The sequence below is a fragment of the Pseudomonas sp. 2FE genome (assembly GCF_005503735.1).
Classification (GTDB): Bacteria; Pseudomonadota; Gammaproteobacteria; order Pseudomonadales; family Pseudomonadaceae; genus Aquipseudomonas.
Map to the genome: position 1 here is coordinate 1 of NZ_SCMO01000012.1, position 25,184 is coordinate 25,184.

General features: G+C 62.4%; 24 protein-coding genes and 1 pseudogene. 8 read left to right on the top strand and 17 right to left on the bottom strand.

Annotation, left to right across the window (positions count from 1 at the left end; all coding sequences use genetic code 11):
• Positions 1–229: 229 nt before the first annotated feature.
• The 6 genes from msrQ to FFS12_RS16140 form a co-directional block, all read right to left on the bottom strand.
• Positions 230–856 carry a protein-methionine-sulfoxide reductase heme-binding subunit MsrQ gene (gene msrQ, locus FFS12_RS16115; protein WP_137888242.1) on the bottom strand — a complete coding sequence of 209 codons (627 nt, stop codon included), beginning with the start codon at positions 854–856 and terminating at the stop codon, positions 230–232.
• A complete protein-coding gene (gene msrP, locus FFS12_RS16120) occupies positions 856–1,863 on the bottom strand; it encodes a protein-methionine-sulfoxide reductase catalytic subunit MsrP (RefSeq protein WP_137888244.1) in 1,008 nt (335 codons plus the stop codon). The genes msrQ and msrP overlap by 1 nt, the downstream gene beginning before the upstream one ends.
• Positions 1,864–1,928: 65 nt before the next feature.
• Positions 1,929–2,744: a CDP-diacylglycerol--serine O-phosphatidyltransferase gene (gene pssA, locus FFS12_RS16125; protein WP_137888246.1), complete on the bottom strand. Its 816-nt coding sequence runs from the start codon at positions 2,742–2,744 to the stop codon at positions 1,929–1,931.
• 152 nt (positions 2,745–2,896) lie between these two features.
• A complete protein-coding gene (gene ilvC, locus FFS12_RS16130) occupies positions 2,897–3,913 on the bottom strand; it encodes a ketol-acid reductoisomerase (RefSeq protein WP_137888248.1) in 1,017 nt (338 codons plus the stop codon).
• 41 nt (positions 3,914–3,954) lie between these two features.
• The gene (gene ilvN / locus FFS12_RS16135) at positions 3,955–4,446 is read right to left on the bottom strand and encodes an acetolactate synthase small subunit (RefSeq protein WP_108099957.1); all 492 of its coding nucleotides are present in this window, start codon (positions 4,444–4,446) and stop codon (positions 3,955–3,957) included.
• A gap of 3 nt (positions 4,447–4,449) precedes the next feature.
• Positions 4,450–6,174 (bottom strand): acetolactate synthase 3 large subunit, encoded by a 1,725-nt coding sequence (locus FFS12_RS16140; RefSeq protein ID WP_137888250.1) that lies wholly within the window; start codon positions 6,172–6,174, stop codon positions 4,450–4,452.
• 404 nt (positions 6,175–6,578) lie between these two features.
• On the opposite strand from FFS12_RS16140, the gene FFS12_RS16145 reads away from it, so the two are divergent.
• Positions 6,579–7,013 (top strand): DUF4124 domain-containing protein, encoded by a 435-nt coding sequence (locus tag FFS12_RS16145; protein WP_137888252.1) that lies wholly within the window; start codon positions 6,579–6,581, stop codon positions 7,011–7,013.
• An 18-nt stretch (positions 7,014–7,031) separates the two neighbouring features.
• On the opposite strand, the gene FFS12_RS16150 is transcribed toward FFS12_RS16145, so the two are convergent.
• From FFS12_RS16150 to mrcB, 3 genes are read right to left on the bottom strand one after another with little or no spacing between them, the layout of a single operon-like run.
• Positions 7,032–7,361: a YqcC family protein gene (locus tag FFS12_RS16150; protein WP_137888254.1), complete on the bottom strand. Its 330-nt coding sequence runs from the start codon at positions 7,359–7,361 to the stop codon at positions 7,032–7,034.
• Positions 7,361–8,086, bottom strand: a complete 726-nt coding sequence (locus FFS12_RS16155; protein WP_137888256.1) for a M48 family metallopeptidase — start codon at positions 8,084–8,086, stop codon at positions 7,361–7,363. The genes FFS12_RS16150 and FFS12_RS16155 overlap by 1 nt, the downstream gene beginning before the upstream one ends.
• Positions 8,087–8,101: 15 nt before the next feature.
• Positions 8,102–10,429 carry a penicillin-binding protein 1B gene (gene mrcB / locus FFS12_RS16160; RefSeq protein ID WP_137888258.1) on the bottom strand — a complete coding sequence of 776 codons (2,328 nt, stop codon included), beginning with the start codon at positions 10,427–10,429 and terminating at the stop codon, positions 8,102–8,104.
• Positions 10,430–10,547: 118 nt separating this feature from the next.
• On the opposite strand from mrcB, the gene FFS12_RS16165 reads away from it, so the two are divergent.
• The 5 genes from FFS12_RS16165 (at position 10,548) to FFS12_RS16185 (ending at position 14,511) form a co-directional block, all read left to right on the top strand.
• Entirely contained in the window at positions 10,548–12,110 is a 1,563-nt protein-coding gene (locus FFS12_RS16165; RefSeq protein WP_137888260.1) for an AAA family ATPase, read from the top strand.
• 84 nt (positions 12,111–12,194) lie between these two features.
• Positions 12,195–12,539 carry a pentapeptide repeat-containing protein gene (locus FFS12_RS16170; protein WP_137888262.1) on the top strand — a complete coding sequence of 115 codons (345 nt, stop codon included), beginning with the start codon at positions 12,195–12,197 and terminating at the stop codon, positions 12,537–12,539.
• 4 nt (positions 12,540–12,543) lie between these two features.
• The gene (locus FFS12_RS16175; RefSeq protein WP_137888264.1) at positions 12,544–13,296 is read left to right on the top strand and encodes a class I SAM-dependent methyltransferase; all 753 of its coding nucleotides are present in this window, start codon (positions 12,544–12,546) and stop codon (positions 13,294–13,296) included.
• A gap of 36 nt (positions 13,297–13,332) precedes the next feature.
• Positions 13,333–13,605: a TfoX/Sxy family protein gene (locus FFS12_RS16180; protein WP_137820423.1), complete on the top strand. Its 273-nt coding sequence runs from the start codon at positions 13,333–13,335 to the stop codon at positions 13,603–13,605.
• A 105-nt stretch (positions 13,606–13,710) separates the two neighbouring features.
• Complete coding sequence (locus tag FFS12_RS16185; protein ID WP_137888266.1) at positions 13,711–14,511, top strand: cyclic nucleotide-binding domain-containing protein; 801 nt, start codon at positions 13,711–13,713, stop codon at positions 14,509–14,511.
• 381 nt (positions 14,512–14,892) lie between these two features.
• Here the strand turns inward: FFS12_RS16185 and FFS12_RS16190 are convergent, their stop codons facing one another.
• From FFS12_RS16190 to FFS12_RS16215, 6 genes and pseudogenes are all read right to left on the bottom strand, one after another.
• Positions 14,893–15,771 (bottom strand): ChaN family lipoprotein, encoded by an 879-nt coding sequence (locus tag FFS12_RS16190; RefSeq protein ID WP_137888268.1) that lies wholly within the window; start codon positions 15,769–15,771, stop codon positions 14,893–14,895.
• A 152-nt stretch (positions 15,772–15,923) separates the two neighbouring features.
• Positions 15,924–16,691 carry a heme ABC transporter ATP-binding protein gene (locus FFS12_RS16195; RefSeq protein WP_137888270.1) on the bottom strand — a complete coding sequence of 256 codons (768 nt, stop codon included), beginning with the start codon at positions 16,689–16,691 and terminating at the stop codon, positions 15,924–15,926.
• Entirely contained in the window at positions 16,691–17,674 is a 984-nt protein-coding gene (locus FFS12_RS16200) for an iron ABC transporter permease (RefSeq protein WP_171011905.1), read from the bottom strand. Before FFS12_RS16200 ends, FFS12_RS16195 begins: the two co-directional genes overlap by 1 nt.
• Positions 17,675–17,724: 50 nt before the next feature.
• The gene (locus FFS12_RS16205; protein ID WP_137888274.1) at positions 17,725–18,624 is read right to left on the bottom strand and encodes a hemin ABC transporter substrate-binding protein; all 900 of its coding nucleotides are present in this window, start codon (positions 18,622–18,624) and stop codon (positions 17,725–17,727) included.
• 91 nt (positions 18,625–18,715) lie between these two features.
• A pseudogene (locus FFS12_RS16210) lies at positions 18,716–19,787 on the bottom strand (hemin-degrading factor).
• Between the two features lie 22 nt (positions 19,788–19,809).
• Complete coding sequence (locus tag FFS12_RS16215; protein WP_137888276.1) at positions 19,810–20,487, bottom strand: energy transducer TonB; 678 nt, start codon at positions 20,485–20,487, stop codon at positions 19,810–19,812.
• A gap of 138 nt (positions 20,488–20,625) precedes the next feature.
• Here FFS12_RS16215 and FFS12_RS16220 point away from each other — a divergent pair, with 138 nt between their 5' ends.
• Together FFS12_RS16220 and FFS12_RS16225 are read left to right on the top strand one after the other, a co-directional pair.
• Positions 20,626–22,821: a TonB-dependent hemoglobin/transferrin/lactoferrin family receptor gene (locus tag FFS12_RS16220; protein WP_137888278.1), complete on the top strand. Its 2,196-nt coding sequence runs from the start codon at positions 20,626–20,628 to the stop codon at positions 22,819–22,821.
• 53 nt (positions 22,822–22,874) lie between these two features.
• On the top strand, positions 22,875–23,198 hold the full coding sequence (locus FFS12_RS16225; protein WP_137888280.1) for a Rieske (2Fe-2S) protein: 324 nt from the start codon (positions 22,875–22,877) through the stop codon (positions 23,196–23,198).
• A 61-nt stretch (positions 23,199–23,259) separates the two neighbouring features.
• On the opposite strand, the gene sfsA is transcribed toward FFS12_RS16225, so the two are convergent.
• Both sfsA and FFS12_RS16235 read right to left on the bottom strand, forming a co-directional pair.
• Positions 23,260–23,967, bottom strand: coding sequence for a DNA/RNA nuclease SfsA (sfsA, locus tag FFS12_RS16230; RefSeq protein WP_137888283.1), 708 nt, complete (start codon positions 23,965–23,967; stop codon positions 23,260–23,262).
• A complete protein-coding gene (locus tag FFS12_RS16235) occupies positions 23,967–25,139 on the bottom strand; it encodes a pyridoxal phosphate-dependent aminotransferase (RefSeq protein WP_137888285.1) in 1,173 nt (390 codons plus the stop codon). The genes sfsA and FFS12_RS16235 overlap by 1 nt, the downstream gene beginning before the upstream one ends.
• Positions 25,140–25,184 lie beyond the last annotated feature (45 nt).

Sequence of the window (25,184 nt, forward strand, 5' to 3'; positions counted from 1 at the left end):
CAGCGTTTCAAACCGCTGTCAACCACCTCATTCAACCGCTTTCGATCGCTCCAGCAGACCGACCAACAAGACCCAAACACCGCCCTGTCAGCCCGGCGCATTCTACACAGCTTGCGCTGTTTTGCAACCCCTCTTTTTAAGCTAACTTCTTGTTTTCAAAGAGGTTTTCCGAGAGGTCTACGCCGGAAGAGGTGCGCATTATAGGCCCGGCAAATTAACCGTCAAGCACTTATTGAAAGCTTTTTGTCATTCGGCCCGAAGCCTTTAGTGAAAGCCTGGGAATACGCGCCGCAATGGTCGGTATCCGCAGCATCAGTAGAAATGCGCCAAGCAGCGAATACCAAAGCCACTCCTCCAGATCAGCCCGCACTACCCAGAGCATGTGCAGTAGAACTAACCCCAATACCGGGTAAACCGCACGGTGGAGTGCTTTCCAGCGTTTACCCAGCTTACGGATACTAAAGCGATTAGAGGTCACGGCCAGAACCAGAAGTCCAATAAAGGCCAGGGCTCCCACGAAGATGTAAGGACGCTTGCGCAAATCGATCAGCAATTGCGCGCCATCCAGCCCTAGAACGAACACACCGTAGGCTGAAAGGTGAAGTGCGACATAGCTGAAGCACCACAAACCCAACTGGCGACGGACAGCAATCCAACCGCCCCACCCCGTCAAGCGTTGCAGCGGCGTCATCGCCAGCGTGATCAGCAGGAGCGTCAACGCCCCCAGCCCCAAGCGATCGACCAGAACCTTGCCCGGGTCTGCACCGAGGGCGAAAGTCCAGCCTTGATACAGCCAGAACAGTGGCGGCATTAACGCCACGGTGAAGACCGCTATTCGCCAGAGTCGATAACGCATCAGTAGTTTTCCCGTAGATCGAGGCCACTGTAGAGGCTTGCAACCTCGTCATAGCCATTGAACATGCGTGTCGGAATGACATTGGGGCTGAACAGACCACTTGGCAGGCGCCGCTCATGGGCCTGGGTCCAACGCGGGTGATCCACAGCCGGGTTAACGTTGGCATAAAACCCATACTCACTCGGCGCCAATACCTGCCAGGTGTTCTTTGGCTGCTCTCGGGTCAGGCTGATACGAACAATCGACTTGATACTCTTGAACCCATACTTCCATGGCACCACCAAGCGTAACGGCGCACCGTTCTGATTGGGCAGCACCCGTCCATACATCCCCACGGCCAGGATGGCCAGCGGATGCATCGCCTCATCCAGACGCAGCCCTTCCACATAAGGCCAGTCGATCAGGGAAAAGCTCGAACTCTGGCCAACCATGCGCTCCCGATCGACGACGGTTTCGAAGCGGACGAACCTGGCCTGAGCAGTCGGCTCGACCCGTCTGAGCAGGTCAGCCAGCGAAAAGCCCAACCAAGGAATGACCATGGACCAGGCCTCAACGCAGCGAAGTCGATAGATGCGCTCTTCGAGCCGCTGTGGCTTGAATAAATCATCCAGGGAGTAACAACCCGGCTTCGCGACCTCGCCATCCACTTGCACGCTCCACGGCTCCACCTTGAATGGCGAAGCGTTGCGCGCGGGATCGCCCTTCTCGGGCCCGAACTCATAGAAGTTGTTGTAGCGACTGGCATCTTTGAACGGCGTCAGCAGCTCATCCCCTGCGGCAACCGCTTGCCAGCGAGTGCCCGCCAGCTTTTCCGCGAACCAGGCCGGAGCGGCTGAAGGCTCGACATCGGCATAGCGGGATACCTCGGCCCGGGCAGTGCCCGGCAAGGCCATTGTAGCCGCCAGGCCACCGGCAGCGGCCAACAGGCTACGACGCGACAGATAGACAGATTCGGGAGTGACGTCAGATTCGCGAGACGCTGAGGCCGGAGGGATCTGGATCAGCATTGAAACTCCGCGGCTATTTAGGTGACTGATGCGCCAATAGACCGCGGAGCCAGGAGGAAATTACATCACTCGACGGTTTTGCGGCGACGCAGTTGCAACAGGTATTGCACCGGTCCGGAAGCCGCATAGGCGAGGAAGATCAACAGCAGAATACGCGGCGGGTCACTGAAGACCACCGCGAACACCAACACCACCGCGAGGATTGCCACAAAAGGCACGCGCCCCTTGAGGTCGAGATCCTTGAAGCTGTGGTACTTGATATTGCTGACCATCAGCATGCCTGCGCCCGCCACCAGCAAGGCAACCACAAAGGACATGTTGGAGCCCTGGATACCGAAATCACTGAAAGCCCAGACAGTCCCCGCCACCACACCCGCAGCCGCCGGACTCGCCAAACCAATAAAGAAGCGCTTATCCGCCGTACCCACCTGGGTATTGAAGCGCGCAAGCCGCAAGGCTGCGCCCGCAACATAGATGAAGGCCACCATCCAACCAACCTTACCCATACTACCCAGCGCCCACTCGAACGCGAGCAAGGCAGGTGCAACGCCGAACGCAACCATATCGGACAGCGAATCGTATTCGGCACCAAAGGCACTCTGGGTATTGGTCAAGCGCGCCACCCGGCCATCCAGGCTATCCAGCACCATGGCGACGAAAACTGCAGCCGCAGCAACGTAGAAGTTGTCGTTCATGGCATTGATGATGGCGTAGAAGCCAGCGAACAGATTCGCCGTGGTAAAGAGGTTGGGCAACAGGTAAATGCCACGGTGCCGGACTTTGCGCCCTTCGGCGTCATGCCCTTCTTCAACATGCTCATCAATTGGCAGCAGGCTTTCTGCGTCGGAGGCCGCTTTCGGCTCCTCGGGACGTTCGTTCATGAACAGCACCTTGCAACGGTTTGGAAAGTTTTCGACAAAAATGGCGACTCAGGGTTCATAACCCCGCCACAGCACCCTGGCTTTATACCAGAAGCCTCAGCCTAGAATGAAAAAACGCGGCCATGGCCGCGTTTTTTCTCACATCGCGGACCTTAGTTCTTGGTCTTGTCGACGATCTTGTTAGCAGCGATCCACGGCATCATGGAACGCAGCTTCTCGCCAATCACTTCGATACCGTGGGCGGCGTTGTTGCGGCGCTTGGCGGTCATCGATGGATAGTTGGTCGCGCCTTCGCTGATGAACATCTTGGCGTACTCGCCGTCCTGGATGCGCTTCAGAGCATTGCGCATGGCCTGGCGGGATTCGGCGTTGATGATTTCCGGGCCGGTCACGTACTCGCCGTATTCGGCGTTGTTGGAGATCGAGTAGTTCATGTTGGCGATACCGCCTTCGTACATGAGGTCAACGATCAGCTTCAGTTCGTGCAGGCACTCGAAGTAGGCCATTTCCGGCGCGTAGCCCGCTTCAACCAGGGTATCGAAACCGGCTTTGACCAGTTCAACGGTACCGCCACACAGAACCGCCTGCTCGCCGAACAGGTCGGTTTCGGTCTCGTCCTTGAAGGTAGTTTCGATGATGCCGGTACGGCCGCCGCCAACGCCGGAAGCGTACGACAAGGCAACATTCTTGGCATTGCCGGAAGCATCCTGATAGATCGCAATCAGATCCGGGATACCGCCGCCTTTGACGAATTCGGAACGTACGGTGTGACCCGGCGCCTTCGGCGCGATCATGATCACGTCAAGGTCGGCACGCGGTACGACTTGGTTGTAGTGAATCGCAAAGCCGTGGGAGAAGGCCAGAGTGGCGCCCTTCTTCAGGTTCGGCTCGACTTCGTTCTTGTACAGCTGCGACTGAAACTCGTCCGGGGTCAGGATCATGACCAGGTCGGCAGCCGCAACGGCGGACGGCACGTCAGTTACTTTCAGGCCATGCGCTTGGGCCTTGGCAACAGTGGCTGAACCAGGACGCAGACCAACGGTTACATCGACACCGGAATCTTTCAGGTTGCAGGCCTGGGCGTGCCCCTGGGAGCCGTAACCGATGATGGCGACTTTTTTGCCCTGGATGATCGAGAGGTCACAGTCTTTGTCGTAATACACTTTCATGGAAATTCCCCTATTCGGCCCCCTGGGCCATTTCACAAAGGTTAGATGCTGAGTACTTTGTCGCCACGGGCGATGCCGGTGACGCCACTGCGTACGGTTTCCAGGATTGAGCTAGTGCCCACGGCCTGGATGAAGCTGTCCAGCTTGTCGCTGGTCCCCGCGAGCTGGATGGTGTAGACGCTGCTGGTCACGTCGACAATCTGCCCACGGAAGATGTCGGTAGTGCGCTTGATCTCAGCACGCTGGGCACCGGTAGCCTTGACCTTGACCAGCATCAACTCACGCTCGATGTGCGCGCTTTCCGACAGGTTCACCAGCTTGACCACTTCGATCAGCTTGTTGAGGTTCTTGGTGATCTGCTCGATCACCTCATCGTGGCCCACGGTGGTCAACGTCAGACGCGACAAGGTCGGGTCTTCGGTCGGCGCCACGGTCAGGCTTTCGATGTTGTAGTTACGTTGCGAGAACAGACCGACCACACGGGACAATGCGCCAGGCTCGTTTTCCAGCAGCAGGGAGATGATGTGTCGCATGGTTTAAGTCCGCTCCGTCTTGCTCAGCCACATGTCACGCATGGCGCCATCTTTGATCTGCATCGGGTAGACGTGCTCGCTGGTGTCCACCTGAATGTCGAGGAACACCAGTCGATCTTTCATCGCGAAGGCTTCTTCCATTTTCGGCTTCAGATCTTTCAGCTCGGTGATGCGCATGCCGACATGGCCATACGCCTCCGCCAGCTTGACGAAGTCCGGCAGCGACTCCATGTAGGAATGCGAATGACGGCTGTTGTACATCATGTCCTGCCACTGGCGCACCATGCCCAACGCGCCGTTGTTCAGGTTGACGATTTTCACCGGCAGGTCGTACTGCAGGCAGGTCGACAACTCCTGAATGTTCATCTGGATGCTGCCTTCGCCCGTCACGCAGGCGACGTCGGCATCCGGGAAGTTCAACTTGACGCCCATCGCCGCCGGGAAACCAAAGCCCATGGTGCCGAGGCCGCCTGAGTTGATCCAGCGATTGGGCTTGTTGAAGCGGTAGTACTGCGCCGCGAACATCTGGTGCTGGCCCACGTCGGAAGTGACGAAGGCATCGCCATGGGTCACTTCGCTGAGGGTTTCAATTACCGTCTGCGGCTTGATGATGCTGCCGTCGCCCTTGTCATAAGGGAAGGTGCCATGACCGGCACGCCATTCATCAACCTGCTTCCACCAACTGGCCACCGCGTCTTTATTCGGGGTTTCGCCGATTTCCTTGAGGATCGCGACCATCTCGGTCAACACGCTATCCACCGGACCAACGATCGGCACGTCGGCCTTGATGGTCTTGGAGATCGAAGCAGGGTCGATATCGATGTGGATGATCTTGGCGTTCGGGCAGAACTTCGCTGGGCCATTGATGACCCGGTCATCGAAGCGCGCGCCGACGGCGAGAATCACATCGGCATGATGCATCGCCAGATTGGCGGTGTAGCTGCCGTGCATGCCGAGCATGCCGAGGAACTGACGATCCGTGCCCGGATAGCCACCAAGGCCCATCAGGGTGTTGGTGACTGGCAGGTTAAGCATCTGCGCCAGCTCAGTCAGCGGCGCCGCGGCGCCACCCATGATCACGCCACCACCCGAATACAGAATTGGCCGTTTGGCCGCCAGCAGCATCTCGGCCGCCTTGCGGATCTGCCCCGAATGGCCACGCACGGCCGGGCTGTAGGAGCGTAGCTTGGCCTTCTTCGGATAGACGTACTCGAACTTCTCGGCCGGATTGGTCATGTCCTTGGGAATATCGACTACCACCGGGCCTGGGCGGCCGGACTGGGCGATATAAAAAGCCTTCTTCAGGACCTCCGGGATTTCCGACGGGTGCTTGATCATAAAGCTGTGCTTCACGATCGGCCGGGAGATACCGATCATATCGGTTTCCTGGAACGCATCGGTACCGACCATGTTGCTCGGCACCTGCCCCGACAACACGACCATCGGGATCGAGTCCATGTAAGCGGTGGCAATCCCGGTGATGGCGTTGGTCGCGCCAGGACCGGAGGTCACCAGGACCACACCGGCCTTACCGGTAGCACGGGCATAGCCGTCGGCCATATGGGTAGCCGCTTGTTCGTGACGAACCAGGATGTGGGTCACTTCCGGTTCTTTGAACAAGGCATCGTAAATATGCAGGAGGGCACCACCCGGGTACCCGTAAATATGCTTAACGCCTTCGTCACGCAAAAAGCGGACGACCATTTCAGCGCCAGATAAAAGCTCCACGTTGTTCACCTCTAAAACGCCAGAGAACCGCCCACAACTGAACGGTCTGAATAGGTTTACTGCCAAGCAGAGCATGAGCGACGGTGGTCGCCGACTACGTCAGCTACTACTGAGCAAGTATTGGGAATGCCCCAAAGTGTTGCGGGGCTTTCCCACCCAGCGCGAGGTAACGCGTTGCGGGTGTAACAGGTCGGCGCGGGTATGCGCCTCATGTCTACTGAGCTAAAGCCTGCTTGCGGCGGACCCCACTACAGCGAACGTTGAATTGTTCGGATTAGGCCGTAGCAAGTCAAGTCATCCGTTGAGGATTCTTCAATCTGCTGCTGTGACCTAGCACAGGATGACGATTCACGACTTTTGGTTATAGTAGGCACCAGGTTCCGCAGCCAACAAAAGGACACAGCATGCGACGCATGATTCTTACGGGTAGTTTGCTGCTCGCCCTGAGCGCCACAGCCATGGCGAGCCAGGTCTACAAATGGGTCGACACCCAAGGCATCACCCACTTCGGTGCGCAACCACCGCAAGGCCAAGACGCCACCGCGGTCAACACCGTCACGGCGCCGCCCAAACCACCAGCGCCGGCCGCCGCGCCTGCGCCGGACAGCACAACCGACGCCGCGCAAAAGGCCATTGACGACAAAGTCAAAAAAGATGTGGCGACCCAAGAGCTTGAGCGCAAGAAGTATTGCGAAACCGTGCGCACGAACTTGGCTCAGCTACAGAACAACCCGCGGCTCCGCGCTGAGGTCGATGGCGAAACCCACCGTCTGACCGAAGAGGAGCGCCAGGGTCGTATCACGGAAAGTGAAAAAGCCATCGCCGAAAACTGCAAATAATCCACCCCGAGGTGCGGCCTACGCCGCACCTCCGATCAAGCGATCGAACTCGCCGAGCAACTCCAACAAGGTCTTGGCCTTAGCGCTGCGCTCGCTATAGACCACCTCCGCCATCGGCCGGATGCCTGAAGTCGTAGGCAGTGGCTTGCCACACTCCACAATCACCTTCATTCGCGGCAGAAAAACCCACTGCAGCCACTCCTCGAAAGCCAGGCTATCGACGCAAAATGGCTGCTCGCTGGCCAGGGCTTCAGCGCTCGGCGGCGCTGCTGCCCACCAGCCCTGCAGGCGCAGCTCACGCTCAATCAGCAGCAACTGCTCGGCCAACAGCGACAGGCGAGCATCCATCAGAGATTGACTCGGGCACGCTCGCGGGCTTGTGCCGCACCCGCCACGTTGCCCTGCCGCTCGCGGGCTTGCGCGATCAGCCCCCACAGGCTCGCCTGCAAGGCTGGACGACCATTGGCATAGGTCAGGCCACGCTGGGCGAATTGCTCCGCCTGGGCCGCATCCCCTTGTGCCAGACGCACCTGCGCCAAGCGGTAGAGCACCTGCGGCTCACGCGGAGCGATACGTTGGGCGCGCTCCAAGCTGGACGAGGCGCCGTTCAAGTCGCCATTACTCTGCTGTTGCTGAGCGGTAGTCAACAGTGCCAGCACCGGCCCATCGAGCTGCTCATCCGCCGCCAAGCCGCCGGCGGCAGGAATCCCGCTCGGCAGCACAGGCGCCGGCGCCGTATAGCCACCGCTGGTCAGCGGCGCAGTGCTGATAGGGCCGGGGCTAATCGGCGCACTAGTGCTCGAGCCACCCAGCACCGCACTCGCTGCCGGGAAGGTCTGGATCGGCGCCGAACTAGCACCCGCCCCTGGCACCATCACCACTACCCCTGAATCTTGCGGCACTGCCTGCGGCTGCGCGGGACTCGGGCGATAAACACCGCCTCCACCCACCGCCGGCCTGTCAGCCGACAGCGGCGCACCGGAGTCCACGACCGGAATGGCACCGCGCGGCACATTGGCACAACCCGTCAGCAGGGCTGTGGCCACTAACGCTGGAATCAACCACCTATTCACTGAGCACCTCTTCACTTAATTCATCCAGCCGCGCACCCAGTCCATGACTTCGTCCACTGGCGCCTGCACACCGCAGGCAGCCCCAGGGGGCGGCTCACTACCGCGAATATACGGCATCTGCACGGCATTCGGGCAGCTCGAATCGGAGCCCTGACCGCTATTGGCATCGACCCAAGCCTGCACGACATTTTCCGGCAGCGGCATGTTCAACGGCAGCGGATCGGCCTTACGCATGAAGCCGGTCCAGACCTGCAACGCACCGGTAGCGCCCGTCAGTGGCGTCGAGCCGTTATCGTCACGTCCGAGCCAGACCACCGCGAGCAGATCCTGGCTGAAGCCGGCGAACCAGCTATCTCGCGAATCGTTACTGGTGCCGGTTTTGCCGGCCAGATTCAGCGAACTGGGTAGCTGGTTGTACACCGAGCGCCCGGTACCCTCACGCATCACGCGCTGCATGGCGTTTTGCACCAGATAAATCGCGCCCGGGTCGAACCGCTGCTGAATCTGGAACGGATAACGCTTCAGCGGCTCCCCTTCGGCAGTCAAGACACTGCGAATGCCACGCAGCGGGGTGTTGAAACCGCCGTTAGCCAGCGTCTGATACATGGTCGCCACTTCGATCGGGCTCAGCGCACCGGCGCCGAGCAGCATCGAGGGATAGGCCGGCCACTCGCGCGAGACGCCAAGCCGTTCCAGGGTTTTCAGCACCGTCGGCACGCCCAACTCCAGGCCGAGCTTGGCCGTGGACAGGTTGTAGGAGTTGGCCAGGCCCTGATACAGGTAAATAGTGCCATGCGCCTTGCGATCGTAGTTTTGCGGGCGCCAAACCTGGCCATCCTGACCTTTCACCGAGAACGGTTCATCGACCAGCCAACTGGTCAGGGTGTACTGACTCGGGCGCTCCAGCGCGGTCAGGTAAACCGCCGGTTTGATCAGCGAGCCAATCGGCCGTATTGCATCCAGCGCCCGATTGAAACCGGCGAAACGCGGTTGACGGCTGCCGATCATGGCTTGGATTTCACCACTTTCGGGATTGGTCACGACCATCGCCGCTTCCACCTGATCGACCCCCCTGCGCCCGGACAGCCCCGTCAGCGTCGAGTTGAGCGCGCCTTCGGCCTTCTGCTGGAGGATGGGATCGAAGCTGGTGAAAATGCGCAGACCTTCCTCGGTCAAGTCCTCGTCCCGATAGTCCTGACGCAACTGACGCTTAACCAAGTCGAGGAACGCCGGGTAAGAGCTGTCGGCCAGACTGCCGCGCTTGGTCACCCCCAGCGGCATCTTCTTGGCTGCGGCGGCCGCCTCTGGAGTCACCACGTTCTGCGCCGCCAACAGGTCAATGACCAAATTACGCCGCTCCAACACCCGCTCCGGAAAGCGCCGCGGGCTGTAGTAGGACGGCCCCTTGACGATACCGACCAACAGCGCCACTTGATGCAATTTCAGCTCGGCCAGCGGCTGGCTGAAGAAATATTGGCTGGCCAGGCCGAAGCCATGCACCGCGCGCTGGCCGTCTTGACCAACGAACACCTCGTTGAGGTAAGCCTCGAGAATCTCCTGCTTGTCGTAATGCAACTCGAGCAGCAACGCCATCAGCGCCTCGGTGGCCTTACGGCTAAGGCTGCGCTCGCTGCTCAGGTAGAAGTTCTTCACCAACTGCTGGGTCAGCGTACTGCCGCCCTGGCGCATTTCCCCGGCACTGGCATTGACCCAGAAGGCGCGGGCGATGGACTTCGGTGACACCCCGAAGTGATGGAAGAACTCCCGGTCCTCCACCGCCACCAGGGTTTCCACCAGATAGGGCGGCACCTGATCCAGCTTGATCAGGATGCGATCCTCGTGGTGCGCCGGATAGAGGCCGCCGATCAGCAACGGCTCCAGCCGCGCCACGGCGAGCTCCTTACCGCTGGCCTGGGTAAGTCCTGCAACATAGTCACCGGAGAACTTCACCCGAATTCGTTGGGCCGGCTCGGCACCTTCATAAAACTGAAAGCCGCGAGTATTCAGCTCGACGTTATTGCCCGCCACCGCCGCCGCGCCCGGGCCATTGGCGGCGCTTTCGCGCCGGTAGCCAAGGGCGTCCAACTCCGTCAGGAAGTCGTTCTTGGCCAGCTTCTGACCGACGAACAGCTCCAACGGGCGAGCGTAAACCTTGGCCGGCACCGTCCAGCGCTTGCCGGAGAATTTCTCCTGCACCACGGCATCCAGATAAACGGCGAAACCGGCCAACACCACTAGGCCGACCAGGCTGAGCTTTAGCAGCCAACCAAGCCAAGGGCGCATGCCACCAGAACGGTGTTTGCGGCGCGAACGAGAAGAACGAGGGGATCGAGTACGAGTCATGGCGGCGCATTATACGCACTTTACCTAGCGCAGGCAGGCGCCTCCTGGCGGTTTGCAGAGCCGCGCACAGCCGCCATAATGACGGCCTTCTAACCCATCCGTAATTCAAGGATAGACCGTGAGCCAGCCCCTGATCGCCGCCCTGCAGAACCCGGCCCTTTACCCACACCCGGTGGACGGTTTCCAGGTCATCGAGACGCATATCTCCTGGGTACTGCTAACCGGCCCCTATGCCTACAAGATCAAGAAGCCGGTGAATTTCGGCTTTCTCGACTTCACCGACCTGAGCGCTCGTCAGCACTTTTGCAACGAAGAGCTGCGCCTTAATCAGCGCCTGACCCAAGGCCTGTACCTGGAAGTCCTGCCGATCAGCGGCAGCCTCGAGGCGCCACAGCTGGGCGGTGATGGCCCGGTCATCGAATATGCCCTGAAGATGCGCCAGTTCCCGCAGAGCCAACTGCTCGGCGAAGTTCAGGCCCGCGGCGAACTGACCACTGCGCATATCGACGCCCTCGCCCGGCAGATCGCCAGCTTCCACCTGGTCGCCCCACGGGTCGCCCTCGAGCATCCGCTCGGCACCCCGGCAGCGATCATGGCGCCGGTCACCCAGAACTTCGAACAGGCCCGCGCCATGCTCTCCGAAAAGGCCGACCTGCAGCAGTTGGATGCCCTGCAGGCTTGGGCCGAAAGTAGCTTCGCGCGGCTCGAGCCGTTGCTTGAACGGCGCAAGGCCGAAGGTTTCATTCGCGAATGCCATGGTGACATCCACCTGGGCAATGTCACCCTGCTCGATGGCGAAGTGGTGCTGTTCGACTGCATCGAGTTCAATGAACCGTTCCGCCTGATCGACATCGTTTCGGATGCCGCCTTTCTCGCCATGGACCTGGAGGACCGTGGCCTCAAGCCGCTGGCGCGGCGCTTCGTCAGTGCCTGGCTGGAACAGACCGGCGACTACGCCGCGCTGGAGTTACTGAACTTCTACAAGGCCTACCGCGCCATGGTGCGCGGCAAGGTCAGTCTGTTCCGCCTCGGCCAGGAACAGGATGCCGTGCAGCGTGCGGTGATCCTGCGCCAGTACCGCAGCTATGCCGCCTTGGCGGAAAGCTACAGCGCCATTCCTTCGCGCTTCCTCGCCATCACCCACGGAGTTTCCGCCGTCGGCAAAAGCCATGTGGCCATGCGCCTGGTCGAGGCACTCGGCGCCATCCGCCTGCGCTCGGATGTGGAGCGCAAGCGTTTGTTCGGTGAGCAAGCCGTCGTTGACCAAGGCCAACTGACCGCCGGCATCTATAGCCAGGACGCCAGCGCCGCGACCTATCAACGCCTGCACCAACTGGCCGATGCGGCGCTGCATGCCGGCTTCCCGGTGGTGATCGACGCCACCTACCTAAAGCACGCTCAGCGCGAAGCCGCCTGGCAGGTTGCGGAGGAAACCGGCGCACCTTTCCTGATCCTCGACTGCCAGGCCCCGGAAAGCGTTATCACCAGCTGGTTGGCACAACGCCAGAGCGCCGCTCAGGATCCGTCCGATGCCACTTTGGAAGTCATCCAGACCCAGCAGGCCAACCGCGAGGCCCTCGATGTTGAAGAGCTGGCCCATAGCAAGCGCGTCGATACTCACGAGAGCGCCAGCCTGGACAGCTTGATCGCGCGGATTCGCCAACGCCTGCCGGGGCTCTAAACAGCCCCTAGCCAGAAGAGCCGCGGCGAGCAGAGCGCGCCGCGGCCTCTATACTGCCGGTGAACCCGTCACCGGAAACCCGCCATGAGCCAGCCGCGTCAGCTTGATCATCCGCTTTACCGTTTCCTGCATGACGAAGACATCCCCGGCTTCAACGCGCACAAGCCCCAGAGCGGCGAAATCGACCTCTCCAATGGTGATTTCCGCGGCCTCGATTTGCGCGCCTTACACGCCGATGGCATTAACTTTACCGACGCCTACTTTCGCGCTGCCGACTTGCGCGGTCTCGACCTCAGGCAGACCCGTATGGAAGGCGCGAGCCTGGCGCACGCACAGATCTCCGGGGCTTATTTTCCGCTTGAGCTGAGCGCCGACGAGATCCTCATGTCGCTCAACTTCGGCACCCGCATGCGCTACCGAGCGACCTAATCGCATGAGTGAAATTGCCCGTTTATTCGGCGCCCGAGCGGGCGCTTACGCCAGCTTCCGTCCGGAATATCCGGCCGCACTCTTCGCCTGGCTGGCCGAACACAGCCCCGCACGGCAACACGCGCTGGATATCGCCTGCGGCAACGGCCAAGCCAGCCGCCCACTGCTCGCGCATTTCGAGCAGGTACTCGCCTGCGATGCCAGCGTCGAGCAACTGGCGGCCAGCCAGGAGCTGCAAGGAGTCGAGCTATTTGCCGCGAATGCCGAGGCACTGCCCTTAGCCGCCAGCAGCCTGGACTTGATCGTAGTCGCACAAGCCCTGCATTGGTTCGCCACCCCCGTGTTTTTCACCGAGGTACGCCGCCTACTCAAGCCCGGCGGACTGTTCTGCGCCTGGTGTTACAGCTTGATGCGCATCGACCACGCACTCGATGCGGTGATCGACGAGTTCTACCACAACACGCTCGGCGGCTATTGGCCACAGGGGCGCGCCAGCGTAGATGTCGGTTATCGCGACCTGCAGGCACCCTTCCCCCTCATCCAACTGCCGCCTTTCGCGATTGAAGTGGAATGGAGTTTCGAGCATCTGGCCGGCTATCTGCGCACCTGGTCGGCAGTCCAGCGCTGGGAGCGTCAACACGGCCGCGACCCGGTGGCCGAACTGACGCCGGCGCTGCAACAGGCCTGGGGCGATCTCAATCAGCCACGCTTTGTCCGTTGGCCGCTACACTTTCTTGCAGGCTTCCCGACTCACTAAATCTTGGGTAGCAATGCCCCATTGCAAGGAGGCAGGATGAACGACGAACTGCAGCATCTGAAGAACTTGGGCAAAACCTCGGCGCAGTGGCTGCACGCCGTCGGCATCCACAGCGCCACCGACTTGCGTCGGTTAGGTGCGGTCGGCGCCTACCGGGCGGTTCAGGCGCGCGGCTTTCGCGCATCGAAAGTCTTGTTGTATGCGATCGAGGGCGCGTTGCTCGATGTGCATTGGAATGAGTTGCCACCCGCCCATAAAGCAGCGTTGAATGGCCAACTGGATGCCACGCTGTCGCACAATAAGAGCTAGCTCACAACCTCTGCGCGCGGTGATTTACGTAAGTCTTGGCGCAACCTATTGTCTCAAGGACGTTCGTGCGTTCTCGTCAGCCCAGCCAGCTCAAGGAATTACTCTATGTATCTACTCGGGGAGCAACCGGCCTACGCCGATCAGCTGATCAACCGACTGCAAGGCATCCCCACCCAGCTGCTGGAGGGCCTGGAACCTACCGGTGCCCCACTACGCCTTGAGCGGGTCGAAGACCTGGCGCAGATACTGCCGGGCAAGCAGCTGTTTATTATCGAAAGTGGTTTGCTGCATGGGCTGGTTGACGAACGCCCGCTGTTCTACCTGCAGGAAGGTGACTTGGTTGGCCTGCGCCAGGGCATCGAACTGCCCCGCTGCCGTTACAGCAGCGAAGAACCACTGAGCCTGACTCCGTATTTGCGCGCCGATGTGTTTAAGCACATCTATGCCAGCGAGCATCGCCAAGAGCTGTTCATCCAATACCTGATCGGCCATACCGCACTGCTCTCTGACGCACTGGCGCGCCTGAAGCAGCCGGAAATTCGCCCGGCTACGGGTTTCCAGCATTTTGCCGCGGGCGAAGAATTGATCCACCAAGGCGACGAGGCCGATCACGTCTTCATCATTATCGAGGGCCGCGCCGAAGCCTATGTCGACGGGCACAAAGTCGGCGATGTGCAGAAGGATGAGATCTTCGGCGCCATGGCCGTGTTTACCCGCGAGAAGCGCAGCGCCACGGTATTGGCCAGTGAGCCCTGTACCGTGATGGCGATTCCCAAAGAGCAATTCCTCAGCCTGATGCAGAGCAACCCGCGGATCGCGCACAGCCTGGTCGAGAGCATGGCGCGCCGCATCGACCTGCTAAACAAGGAAGTCACCCGGCTACGGCTACCGCGCAGCGAGGTATAGAGCCCGCTCTGCCCACCAAGAACCCGGCCCTGCGCCGGGTTCTTGGCTTCTGTGGGCCGGATTGAGCCGAGTTAGGAAAAGTTGCAAACGGAGTGTTGACATACAAATGATAATTGTTATTATTACCACAACTGGTCGTGAGATCAGCCGGTAAGCTGAGAGACCATTCAGTCGGACTTTTCAGATTATCTCCTCATCAGGCTAATCACGGTTTTGACCCGGCTCTTGCCGGGTCTTTTTTTGCCCCACATAAAGTAGCGCCCGAGCGGCAGTCCCTGAGCTTCAATAATCAATCTGCGCCAGCCAGTCCGGCAGATTGCAGCAGTGGCTGATTGGCGCGAAAAGTACCGAAAATACTCCGCCGCCGTAGGCAGCAGCGGGCTAGCCGCGCAGCTTGGCGCAGTGGTCCTGCTCCGGCTGCGCCGCGCTGTACCAGACAAAATCAGCGGTCCCGGCAGCCACCGGTTTACCCACTTCAGCCAGTATCAGCACCAGGCTGCCCTGCGCGGCGCCCAGATCGGCCAGGTGCAGCGGCACCCCCAGATCACGCCGCACGTGGAAGGCGCCGGCGAACAAGATCGCCGGCTCTGGCGCAGCCAACAGCCGCTCGGCCATCCGCCGATCGCGCCGTTGCTGCACGGCGAGCATGGCCGGCAACTGATCCTCAGGCAGTAGCCCGCAATGCGACTCGCGAATTTGCGCCAGCAATGCGGTGCGCACCGCCGCCGCGGTCGAGGCCGTGCCGCTGAGCGCGGGGCGCGCGGCGTAGATCTGCATGATTTCACTGCGGTCCAGATTGGCCGACAGCACCGGATAAGGCTGAGCCAAGGCATAACGCAGGATCGGCCCGTACAACGCCCAATCCCAGTTCTGCTGCCAAGCTAAGGCGCCCGGCAGATCGGCCAGCGGCTGGCCTGCCGCCATGGCCGCCCGCGCCTGCTCGACCTTAGCCTGCTGGTCCGGATTGAGCATTTCCAGCAACAGGCTAGCTTGCCCCCGCTGCGCCGCCAGCGCCTGCAATAGCCACAATTGCAAAGCATGTTGATCCGGGTTGTCGTGCTGCTCGCCGACCAACACCCGCGGTGCTTTTGCCAGACGCTCGACCAATTGCCGTGGGGTCAGTTGCTCACCACTGCGCAGATCGCGGATCACGCCGAGGTCGGCATGTTCAAGCCCTTCGGGACTTTGCCAGGCCGGCAGCGGCGGCACCGACTGGCAAGCCGCCAACACCAGCAAACACAGCCATACAACGAAGCGCATCGGATTTCCTTAGAGCCTGTTCACGATCTCGCGAGCTAAGGTCAGGCAAGGCGAAGTCGGGCGAAAAAGCGCAGTTTACAGGTAGTAAATGAGCATTTTGAGCCCGATTTCAACGCAGCATGATCGACGCGCAGCAGATCATGAACAGGTGCTTAGCGAGCAATGATCAATGGATGACCCCGTTCCGGGTGGCGCTGCACCAGCACCTCCAGGCCGAACACCGCTTGTAGCGGCTCGGCCCGCAGCACCTCATCCGGGCTGCCTAGCGCATGCGGGCGGCCACGCTCCAGCAGCAGCACGCGGTCGCAATAACGCGCCGCCAGATTCAGGTCATGCAGAATCACCAGCACCGCCGCACCGCGCTCGGCAAAGGTGCGCGTCGCCTGCAGGGTGGTGTGTTGATGCAAGGGATCGAGCATCGAGGTCGGCTCATCCAGCAACAGGCTCTGCCCCGCCGCACCGGGCCACAGCTGCGCCAAGACTCGGGCCAGATGCACGCGCTGGCGCTCACCGCCGGACAGTTCCAGATAGCTACGCCCGGCCAGGTGCATGGCATCCGCCGCGACCAATGCTGCATCGATGATCTGCGCATCCCGCGCACGGCCACTGGCGTGCGGCAGGCGGCCCATGCCGACTACCTCCTCGACCCGGAAAGCAAAGTTCAGGGTCGAACTCTGCGGTAACACGGCCAAGCGCCGGGCGCGCTCGGGGCCGGGCCACTCGGCGAGCGGGCGCCGATCCAGCAGAACCTGCCCATGGGTCGGGCTCAATTCGCCAGCCAGCGCGTCGAGCAAGGTGCTCTTGCCCGCGCCATTCGGGCCGAGCACGCCGAGCACTTCGCCCGGCTGTAGTTCGAGGTTGATATCCGTCAGCACGAGCTTAGCGCCACGCCGCACTGCCAGACTTTCTGCACGCAGCATCAGGCACGTCCTCGCAGCAATAGATAAAGGAAGAACGGCGCACCCAGCAGCGCGGTGACAATCCCGATCGGCAACTCCGCTGGCGCCAGGGCCAAGCGCGCCAGCACGTCCGCGAAGAGCAACAGGCTTGCCCCCGCCAATGCCGAGGCAGGCAGCAGCACGCGGTGATCCGGCCCGACCAGCAAGCGCAACAGGTGCGGCACCACCAGGCCGATAAAGCCGATCATCCCCGCCGCCGCCACCGCGGCGCCGACGCCCAGCGCGGTGCAGAACACCAACTCGCGCTTCAAACGCTCGACCTCGAAGCCCAGATGGCGTGCCTCGGACTCACCGAGCAGCAAGGCATTCAAGGCCTTGGCCCGGCGCGGCAACCACAGCCCGACACCGGCAGTGACCAGCAACAACGGCCACAGCCGTGCGTAACTGGCACCGTTGAGGCTGCCGAGGTTCCAAAAGGTCAGGGTGCGCAGCGTCGCGTCATCGGCCAAGTAGGTGAACAGGCCGATGGCCGCGCCGGCCAGGGCCGTCAGGGCGATACCGGCCAGCAGCATGGTCGCGACGCTAGTCTGGCCATCCCGACGACCGAGGCGGTAGACCAGCGCGGTCACACCCAAACCGCCGGCGAAAGCACAGAGCGACAGCAGATAGGGCGCGAAAGCCTCCGGCAGACCGCCGAACGCGGCGCCACCGACTATGGCAAGCGCCGCACCGAGGGCCGCGCCACTGGAGACACCGACCAAACCGGGATCCGCCAAGGGATTGCGAAACAACCCCTGCATCGCCACCCCGGACAGCGCCAGCACCGCGCCAACCGCCAAGCCCAACAGGGTTCGCGGCATACGGATTTGCCCGAGGATCAACTCGGCCTGCTCCAGCCCCAGGCCAGACAACGGCACACCGAGCAGACGCAACGCGGCGCGCAGGGTGTCGGCCAGCGGCAAGCTGACCGGGCCCAAGGCCAGCGACAGCCAGAGCGCGAGCACCAGCAACAAGCCCAGGGCGATAAACAGTGAGCGCGGTTGGACGACAGGATTCATGGTTGCGGCTTAGCTTCGGCGGTCAGGGCTTGCGCGGCAGGATAGAAGGCTGCGCTCAGCACTGCCAGCCCAGCGGGAATCCGCGGGCCCAGTCCGCCGACCAGCAGGGTCGGATCCAGCGCCAGCAAACGGCCAGCACGCGCCGCGCGGGTCGCGGCCAACGCCGGGTTGTCCTCGAGCAGCGCCTGCTTGGCGGCGGCCCCGGCCAAGCTGCGATCGGCAAAGATCAGCACTTGCGGGTCCAGTGCCAGCAGCGCCTCGGTCGACAGCGCCTTGTAGCCGGCATGCGTGGTCACATTGCGCCCACCGGCCTGCTCGATCAGCCAGGCCGCAGCGGTATCCTGCCCCGCTGCCAGCGGACGACTGCCCGCGTGACCGAGCAGCAACAACACTCGCGGTGCCGGCTGCCCGAGCTGTGCGGCCGCAACCCAGCGCGCCTGCGCCTGCAGACGCTGCCGGTAGGCGGCCAGCACCTGAGCCGCACGCTGCTGCGCGCCGAGCAGCGTCCCGAGACGCGTCAGGCTGTGCTCCAAGGTCGGCAAATCGGCCTGAGTCGACAGCGCCTCGATACGTACCCCGGCCTTATTGACCTGCTCCAGTACCGGCGGCGGGCCCATCTCTTCACTGCCCAGTAGCAGGTCAGGCTTCAGGCTGAGGATGCCCTCGGCGGCCAGTTGCCGCTGATAGCCGATGCTCGGCAGGACTTTCAACCGCGCCGGGTGCAGGCTGGTGGTATCCACGCCGACCAGTTTGGCTTCACCGCCCAGCTCGACTATCCATTCGCTCAGCGAGCCACCCGCGCTGACCCAGCGTTGCGGCAAGGGTTCGGCGGCGGAGGCCAGCTGGCTCAGCAGAAAGCCGCCGCAAAGGCTGGCAAGACAGGCTGTAAGGCGCATGGCAAATCGACTCCATCGACATTCGAATATCCCGCTGGACCTGCCGTTGGAGCAGAGCCAGCGGGTTGAAAACAACCTACGTGAGCGGCGCTTAGGCATCCAAGGCCGCGGCAGTTTCGGCCAGCGTGCGCCAGTCGTCCCGCTCCGGGATGCCCGGCTTGCGCACGCCGAAGAGCTGGACGATCAACTCGCCCTCCGCATCGAAGGCTTCCCAACTGGTGATCACGCCATCCGTGCTCGGTTTGCGCACCCGCCACAACTCGGCCACCGACAGGCTCTTCAGGTGCAGATTGAACTCGGGGTCGAGCACGTTGAACCAGCTGTCCAGCCAGCGCAGGTTGCGCACCGGGCCGCTGTGGATCTGGATGCAGTGGCGGTTGCCGACAAACAGCATAAGCGGCACTTGCGCTGCGCCCGCCGCCTCCAGCAACTTCGGCAGCTCGGCCGGTGCCAGTGGTTCGGCCCATTCGCGCCCGGCCAGCCGCAGCGCCTGGGTGCGTGTCGCGCCGTGCTGCTTCAATAGCGCAAAGAAGTGGTGAGTGTCCTTCAAGGTCGACCAGCCGACTCGCAGCGAATTGACGTCGATCAAGCCGTCTGCCGTCGGCGCCGCGCGCACCGGTTGCGGTTGCAGGTCGAGTTCGGCGCTCTGCTCGGCCGCGCGAAAAAGCTCGAGCAGCGGCGCCCAGGCCTTGAGCTCGCTGTCCTCGGTGAGAAACACCTTTATGCACCGCCACGCCCTGGCGGTCGAAGACCTGGATACTGCGCTGGACGCCTTTGCCGGTTGGCTCCTCGATGGCAAACACACTGGCCCAACCAGCGAGGAACAGCCGCAGGTCGATGTCGGCCGACACCACCAGGCCCATCTGCCCATTCGGCGTCACCGTCACTTCGCGGTAATAGCCCTTGCGCTCATGCACGCAGTGCTCGTTGCGCGTCAGCGCCATCACGTAGCCCAGCTCGCCGAGGGCTGGCAACAGCGCCGGCCAGTCGGGTTGCAGCCGCTGTGTATCGACGCCCAGCCGGCTGGCGATCAGCTCCGCCTCGCTGACCGCCAGACGCTCGGCGGCATCCCGTGCGCGCAGACGTGGCTGCTCGGTGCGCAGCACCTGCCAGGCCAGGTAAAGGTCATTGGCCACCGCGGCGGCTGGGGTCTGAGTGCTCATGGATGGAACTCCTTCATCACAATCAACGGCTCGCCGTCAGGGCGAACTCGACAGGTATTTGGACGCGGCTGGGTACGGCGCGGCCGTCCTCGGTTTCCGGGCGGAAACGCCAGGCGGCGACGGCCTGCACAGCGGCCGCATCCAGGCTGGCGACCCCAGAAGAACGCAGCACCTGCAAGGCCCGCTGCCGGCCTCGTTCGTCCAGCCGCACTTCGAGCAACACCACGCCCTGCTGATTTCGGCGCTTCGCCTGCGTCGGGTAGCGCGGCGGCGCGGGCGACTGCAGAAATGCCGGCGCGCGACTGAGCACTTCTCTGCTGGCCGACGGCATCGGCACCGGTGCCGCCGCGGCCGTCGAGGCCTCGGTTGCACGCTCACCGCGGCTGACCGCCGGCGCGGTTTTCACCGCCAGCTGCACGGGCTTGGGCGGCGCCGGTGGCCGCTGCGGCTGGGCTTTGGCCGGCGCTCGCGCCGGCACCTTGGCGCGCGCCAGGGCAGCTGGCGCCACGACTGCAGGCGCTTGCACAGCAGGCGCCGGCGGCTGGGGGGCCGCCTGCAACTGAATCGTCAGCACCGCCATCTCCGCCGGCAGCACCGCCGCCTGCGGCCGCCCCACCCCGAAAGTCGACTCGCGCAGCAACAGGCCCGCCAGCGCATGCAGCGCCAGCGACAGCAGGAAATACAGCGAGAAACGCAACATCGCAGGGCTGACCTTACCAAAAACAAATCTATTTGATAATTATTTGCACTTGCATGTCAATCTCGCTAACGTCTGCCGCCGATGCCAAACCGGTGGCCACCGAAGTCACCCGCACGTTCTCGCTTTAGGAGCCCGTCCATGTCAAAACGCCCACCCTTCGCCCGCCGTTCCTGGCTCGTACTGCTTCTGCTGTCGCCATCGCTGGCCTTTGCTGCGGAAAAAACCGCGACCCAGTTCGATACCGTCACGGTCACCGCTACGCGCAACGAGCAGACCCTCGATCAGGTGCCGAGTACCGTTTCGGTGCTGACCGAGCGCGATATCGACCAGCAGAACGTCAAAGACATCAAGGATCTGGTGCGCTATGAACCAGGGGTTTCGGTGGGCGGCACCGGCAGCCGCTTCGGCCTGTCCGGCTTCACCATTCGCGGCATTGGCGGCAATCGGGTGTTGACTCAGGTAGACGGCGTGAGCCTGCCGAACACGTTTTCCTTCGGCGGCTTCCTCAGCGCCCAACGCGACTACGTCGACCCGGATAGCGTGAAGCAGGTGGAAATCATCCGCGGGCCCGCCAGCTCGCTGTATGGCAGCGATGCCATCGGCGGCGCGGTGAGTTTTCTGACCAAGGATGCAGCGGACTACCTGGAGGACGGCAATGACACCTACGCTCGCCTGAAAACCGGTTACGACGGCTCGGATGACAGCTGGCTGCGTAGCACCACCCTGGCCGGCCGCCAGGATCAGGTCGACGTGCTGCTGCATCTGGGCCGGCGCACCGGCCAGGCGCTTGACACGCACGGCAGCAACGACGGGATTGGCAGCGCACGCGAGGAGGCCAATCCGCTCGACTACAGCACCGACAACCTGCTGGGCAAGCTGGGCTGGGACTACGCCGAAGGGGCGCGCCTGCAACTGACCTACGAGCGCTATCAGGATGAGGTCGACACCCGGGTGCTGAGCAATTACAGCTCCAGCGCCACCATTCGCACGCAGGACGCCAGGGACAGCGTCGACCGCGAGCGCTTCTCGCTCAATCACAGCCTGCAACTCGACAGCCCGCTGGCTGACCGGGTGCAATCGCAGCTCAGCCATCAAGACAGCCAGACCCGCCAGCGCACCTACGAAAACCGGATCGTCGGCGCACAACCGCGCTTTCGCACCCGTGATTCGCACTACAACGAGAAGCTCTGGGTGTTCAACAGCCAACTGGACAAAGGCTTTGCCCTGGGTTCGAGCCAGCATGACCTTACCTATGGTGTCGACCTCAAGCGCTTGAACAACTCCGATCTACGCGAAGGCGGGGAAACCGTGCTGGCTACCGGCCGCACCACCCCGGTGCTGCCCACCAGCGACTTCCCCGACCCGACCACCAATGAGTACGCGCTGTTCGTCCAGGACAGCATCGCCATCGGCCGCTGGACCCTGCTGCCAGGGGTGCGCTATGACCGCTACGAGATGCAGCCACACGTCACCGACGAGTACCTGAACAGCCAAGCGACCGATGCCAACCCCAGCGATTTCAGCGACTCGGCCATCTCGCCGAAATTCGGCGTGACCTACCAGGTCGACGACTTCCATAGCCTCTACGGCCAGTACGCAGCCGGCTTCCGCGCCCCCCAGGCGGTGGAAATTTTTGGCGAGTTCGTCAACCCCGGACTGTATCGCACCCTCGCCAACACCAACCTGAAAGCCGAGAGCAGCGACAGTTACGAGCTGGGCTTGCGCGGCCAATACCACGTCGGCAGCTTCGGCGTGGCGCTGTTCTATAACCGCTATGAGGACTTCATCGAACAGATCAACCGCCCCTCGACAGTGTCCGGCTTCCCCTTCGGCGAGTTCCAGTACATCAACCGCGATCGCGTGACCATCCGTGGCGCCGAGGCCAAGGGCGAGCTGTTCCTCGATCAACTGGGGCTGCTACCGGACGGCTGGAAAGCCATGGGTGCCGTGGCCTATGCCCGCGGCAAGGATGAAGGCAGCGGCGAGCCGATCAACAGCGTCGACCCGCTCAAAGGCGTATTCGGCCTCGGCTATACCGCACCGAACAGCCAGTATGGTGGCGATCTGAGCTGGACTCTGGTGGCCGCCAAACAACGGGTGGACGAAACCCAGACTGCCAACCAATTCCAACCCTCCGGCTATGGCCTGCTCGACCTCAACGGCTGGTGGCAAGTGACCGATGAGTTTTCGCTCAACGCCGGCCTGTTCAACCTCACCGACAAGGAGTACTGGCAGTGGGGCGATGTGCGCGGCCTGACCTCCCTCAACCCAGGCATCACCCGTTTCTCGCAACCGGGCCGACACGCGGCGATCAACCTGATCTGGGAAATCTGACTTTCGCCCAACCCACGCGAGCGGGATAATCCGCCGCTCACGTGGAGGCGACCATGGCATTTCTCTGCGCCCCGGAACAGCTGGCTGAAGGCCAGAGCCGGGGCTTCTTACTGGCTGGACTCAAACTCTTGGCGGTGCGCAAGGACGGCCAGGTGTATGCCTATCAGAATCGCTGCCCGCACCGCGGTGTGCCGCTCGAATGGCTGGAGGATCAATTCCTCGACCACAGCGGTAGCCTGATCCAATGCGCCACCCACGGCGCACTCTTTCTGATCGACTCCGGCGAGTGCGTGGCCGGCCCCTGCGCCGGGCAAGCGCTCGACGCGCTGGTATGTCGCGAGGACACCGCCGGGATCTGGGTCGAGCTTGCCCTGTAGGGTGGACATACCGCGCCAGCGGTTTGTCCACCACGGCGGACAAGGCTACGCCATGTCCGCCCTACAAAAGCACCCTCAGCCGGCGGCTGAGGCGAATCTCTTGCGGCGACAACTCGGCGGCATAAGCCAGCACCTCGACTCCCGACGCCTGCGCCTCGCGCAACGCGGCGGCGTAAGCCGGGTCGATTTCCGCCGCCGGACGCACCGCGTCGATCCCCGACAGGTTCACGCAATACAGCTGCACCGCGCGCACGCCCTGACGCGCCAGGGCCGCCAGCTCGCGCAGGTGCTTGGCACCGCGTTCGGTGCGCGCATCGGGGAAGGCCGCGAGCGCCGAACCCGCAAAGCCCAGGGTGACACTCTTCACTTCGACAAAGGCCGGGCCGCTCGGGTAGTCCAGGCGGAAATCGATCCGGCTGTTTTCCTGGCCGTAAGCCACCTCACGCTTGAGCGCCGTGAAGCCGGCCAGCTCGGCAATCACGCCAGCCTTCAGCGCCTCCTCGACCAAGGGGTTGGCCCGTGCGGTATTCACGCAGGCCAGCCGCCCTTGCGGAGTTTCGCTGAGCTCCCAGGTTCCTGGCAGCTTGCGCTTGGGATCATTCGAGCGACTGAACCAGACCGCCCCGCCCTCGACCATGCAATTGAGCATCGAGCCGGTATTCGGGCAGTGGATGGTCAATGGCTCGCCACCGGCGGTTTCGATATCGGCGAGGAAGCGCTTATAGCGGCGCAACAGTCGGCCTTGCTCCAACCCCGGAACGAAGCGCATCAGGGCTGCCAGCTTTTCAGGCCGCGGGCAATCCGCTCGACCGCCTCCTGTAGCCGCGGCAGGCTCTGGGTGTAGGCGAAACGCACGTGATGGCCGGCCTGGTAGCGACCGAAATCCAGCCCCGGGGTAAAGGCGACATGTTCGGTTTCCAGGAAGTGTCGGCAGAAGGCAAAAGCATCGCCGCCGAAAGCACCGATGTCCGCATATAAATAGAAGGCGCCTTGCGGCTCGACGGCGATAGCGAAACCCAGCTCACGCAAGGCCGGCAGCAGGAAGTCGCGGCGCCGGGCGAACTCGCCGCGGCGCTCTTCGAGGATCGCCAGAGTAGCGGGCTCGAAGCAGGCCAGCGCCGCATGCTGGGCCATGCTCGAGGCGCTGATATAGAGATTCTGTGCCAGCTTCTCCAACTCCGGCACCGCTGCCGGTGGCGCCACCAGCCAGCCGAGGCGCCAACCGGTCATGCCGAAATACTTGGAGAAGCTGTTGAGGACGAACGCCTCGTCATCCACCTCCAGCACGCTGGCCGCCTCCACGCCGTAGGTCAGGCCGTGATAGATCTCGTCCACCACCAGATGGCCGCCGCGCTCTTTCAACGCGCCGGAGAGTGCCGCCAGCTCATCGCGCTGCAACAAGGTGCCGGTCGGGTTGGCTGGCGAGGCGACCAGCGCACCGACACTGTCGTGATCCCAATAGCGCTCGACCAACGCCGGAGTCAATTGATAACGCACCTCTGGCCCCACCGGCACCAGCTGCGCGGCGCCTTCGACCAGGCGCAGGAAATGCCGGTTGCAGGGATACCCCGGATCGGCCAGCAACCAATGCTTGCCGGGATCTACCAACAGGCTGGTGGCCAACAACAAGGCACCGGAGCCGCCGGGAGTAATGAGAATGCGTTCGGGGTCTATGCTTAACCGATAGCGTTGCGCGTAGAAGCCGGCGATGGCTTCACGCAGCGCCGGCAGCCCCCGCGCCGCGGTGTAACGGGTATGCCCATCGGCTAGCGCGGCCTGGCCCGCGGCGATGATGGGCGCGGCGGTGGTGAAGTCCGGCTCGCCGATCTCCAGGTGGATGACGTCATGACCATCCGCCTGCAATTGATTGGCCCGAGCGAGTAGTGCCATCACGTGAAAGGGTTCGATCGCGCGGCTGCGAGCACTGTAGGACGGGATCATGAACCTTCCTTATATTGAGTTAAGAAGGCGATTCTAACCAACCAT

Excerpts from the sequence above, each read along its gene's own strand:
- msrQ (WP_137888242.1), bottom strand. The coding sequence starts at position 856 with ATGCGTTATCGACTCTGGCGAATAGCGGTCTTCACCGTGGCGTTAATG.
- msrP (WP_137888244.1), bottom strand. The coding sequence starts at position 1,863 with ATGCTGATCCAGATCCCTCCGGCCTCAGCGTCTCGCGAATCTGACGTC.
- pssA (WP_137888246.1), bottom strand. The coding sequence starts at position 2,744 with ATGAACGAACGTCCCGAGGAGCCGAAAGCGGCCTCCGACGCAGAAAGC.
- ilvC (WP_137888248.1), bottom strand. The coding sequence starts at position 3,913 with ATGAAAGTGTATTACGACAAAGACTGTGACCTCTCGATCATCCAGGGC.
- ilvN (WP_108099957.1), bottom strand. The coding sequence starts at position 4,446 with ATGCGACACATCATCTCCCTGCTGCTGGAAAACGAGCCTGGCGCATTG.
- FFS12_RS16145 (WP_137888252.1), top strand. The coding sequence starts at position 6,579 with ATGCGACGCATGATTCTTACGGGTAGTTTGCTGCTCGCCCTGAGCGCC.
- FFS12_RS16150 (WP_137888254.1), bottom strand. The coding sequence starts at position 7,361 with ATGGATGCTCGCCTGTCGCTGTTGGCCGAGCAGTTGCTGCTGATTGAG.
- mrcB (WP_137888258.1), bottom strand. The coding sequence starts at position 10,429 with ATGACTCGTACTCGATCCCCTCGTTCTTCTCGTTCGCGCCGCAAACAC.
- FFS12_RS16170 (WP_137888262.1), top strand. The coding sequence starts at position 12,195 with ATGAGCCAGCCGCGTCAGCTTGATCATCCGCTTTACCGTTTCCTGCAT.
- FFS12_RS16175 (WP_137888264.1), top strand. The coding sequence starts at position 12,544 with ATGAGTGAAATTGCCCGTTTATTCGGCGCCCGAGCGGGCGCTTACGCC.
- FFS12_RS16180 (WP_137820423.1), top strand. The coding sequence starts at position 13,333 with ATGAACGACGAACTGCAGCATCTGAAGAACTTGGGCAAAACCTCGGCG.
- FFS12_RS16185 (WP_137888266.1), top strand. The coding sequence starts at position 13,711 with ATGTATCTACTCGGGGAGCAACCGGCCTACGCCGATCAGCTGATCAAC.
- FFS12_RS16190 (WP_137888268.1), bottom strand. The coding sequence starts at position 15,771 with ATGCGCTTCGTTGTATGGCTGTGTTTGCTGGTGTTGGCGGCTTGCCAG.
- FFS12_RS16195 (WP_137888270.1), bottom strand. The coding sequence starts at position 16,691 with ATGCTGCGTGCAGAAAGTCTGGCAGTGCGGCGTGGCGCTAAGCTCGTG.
- FFS12_RS16205 (WP_137888274.1), bottom strand. The coding sequence starts at position 18,624 with ATGCGCCTTACAGCCTGTCTTGCCAGCCTTTGCGGCGGCTTTCTGCTG.
- FFS12_RS16215 (WP_137888276.1), bottom strand. The coding sequence starts at position 20,487 with ATGTTGCGTTTCTCGCTGTATTTCCTGCTGTCGCTGGCGCTGCATGCG.
- FFS12_RS16220 (WP_137888278.1), top strand. The coding sequence starts at position 20,626 with ATGTCAAAACGCCCACCCTTCGCCCGCCGTTCCTGGCTCGTACTGCTT.
- FFS12_RS16225 (WP_137888280.1), top strand. The coding sequence starts at position 22,875 with ATGGCATTTCTCTGCGCCCCGGAACAGCTGGCTGAAGGCCAGAGCCGG.
- sfsA (WP_137888283.1), bottom strand. The coding sequence starts at position 23,967 with ATGCGCTTCGTTCCGGGGTTGGAGCAAGGCCGACTGTTGCGCCGCTAT.
- FFS12_RS16235 (WP_137888285.1), bottom strand. The coding sequence starts at position 25,139 with ATGATCCCGTCCTACAGTGCTCGCAGCCGCGCGATCGAACCCTTTCAC.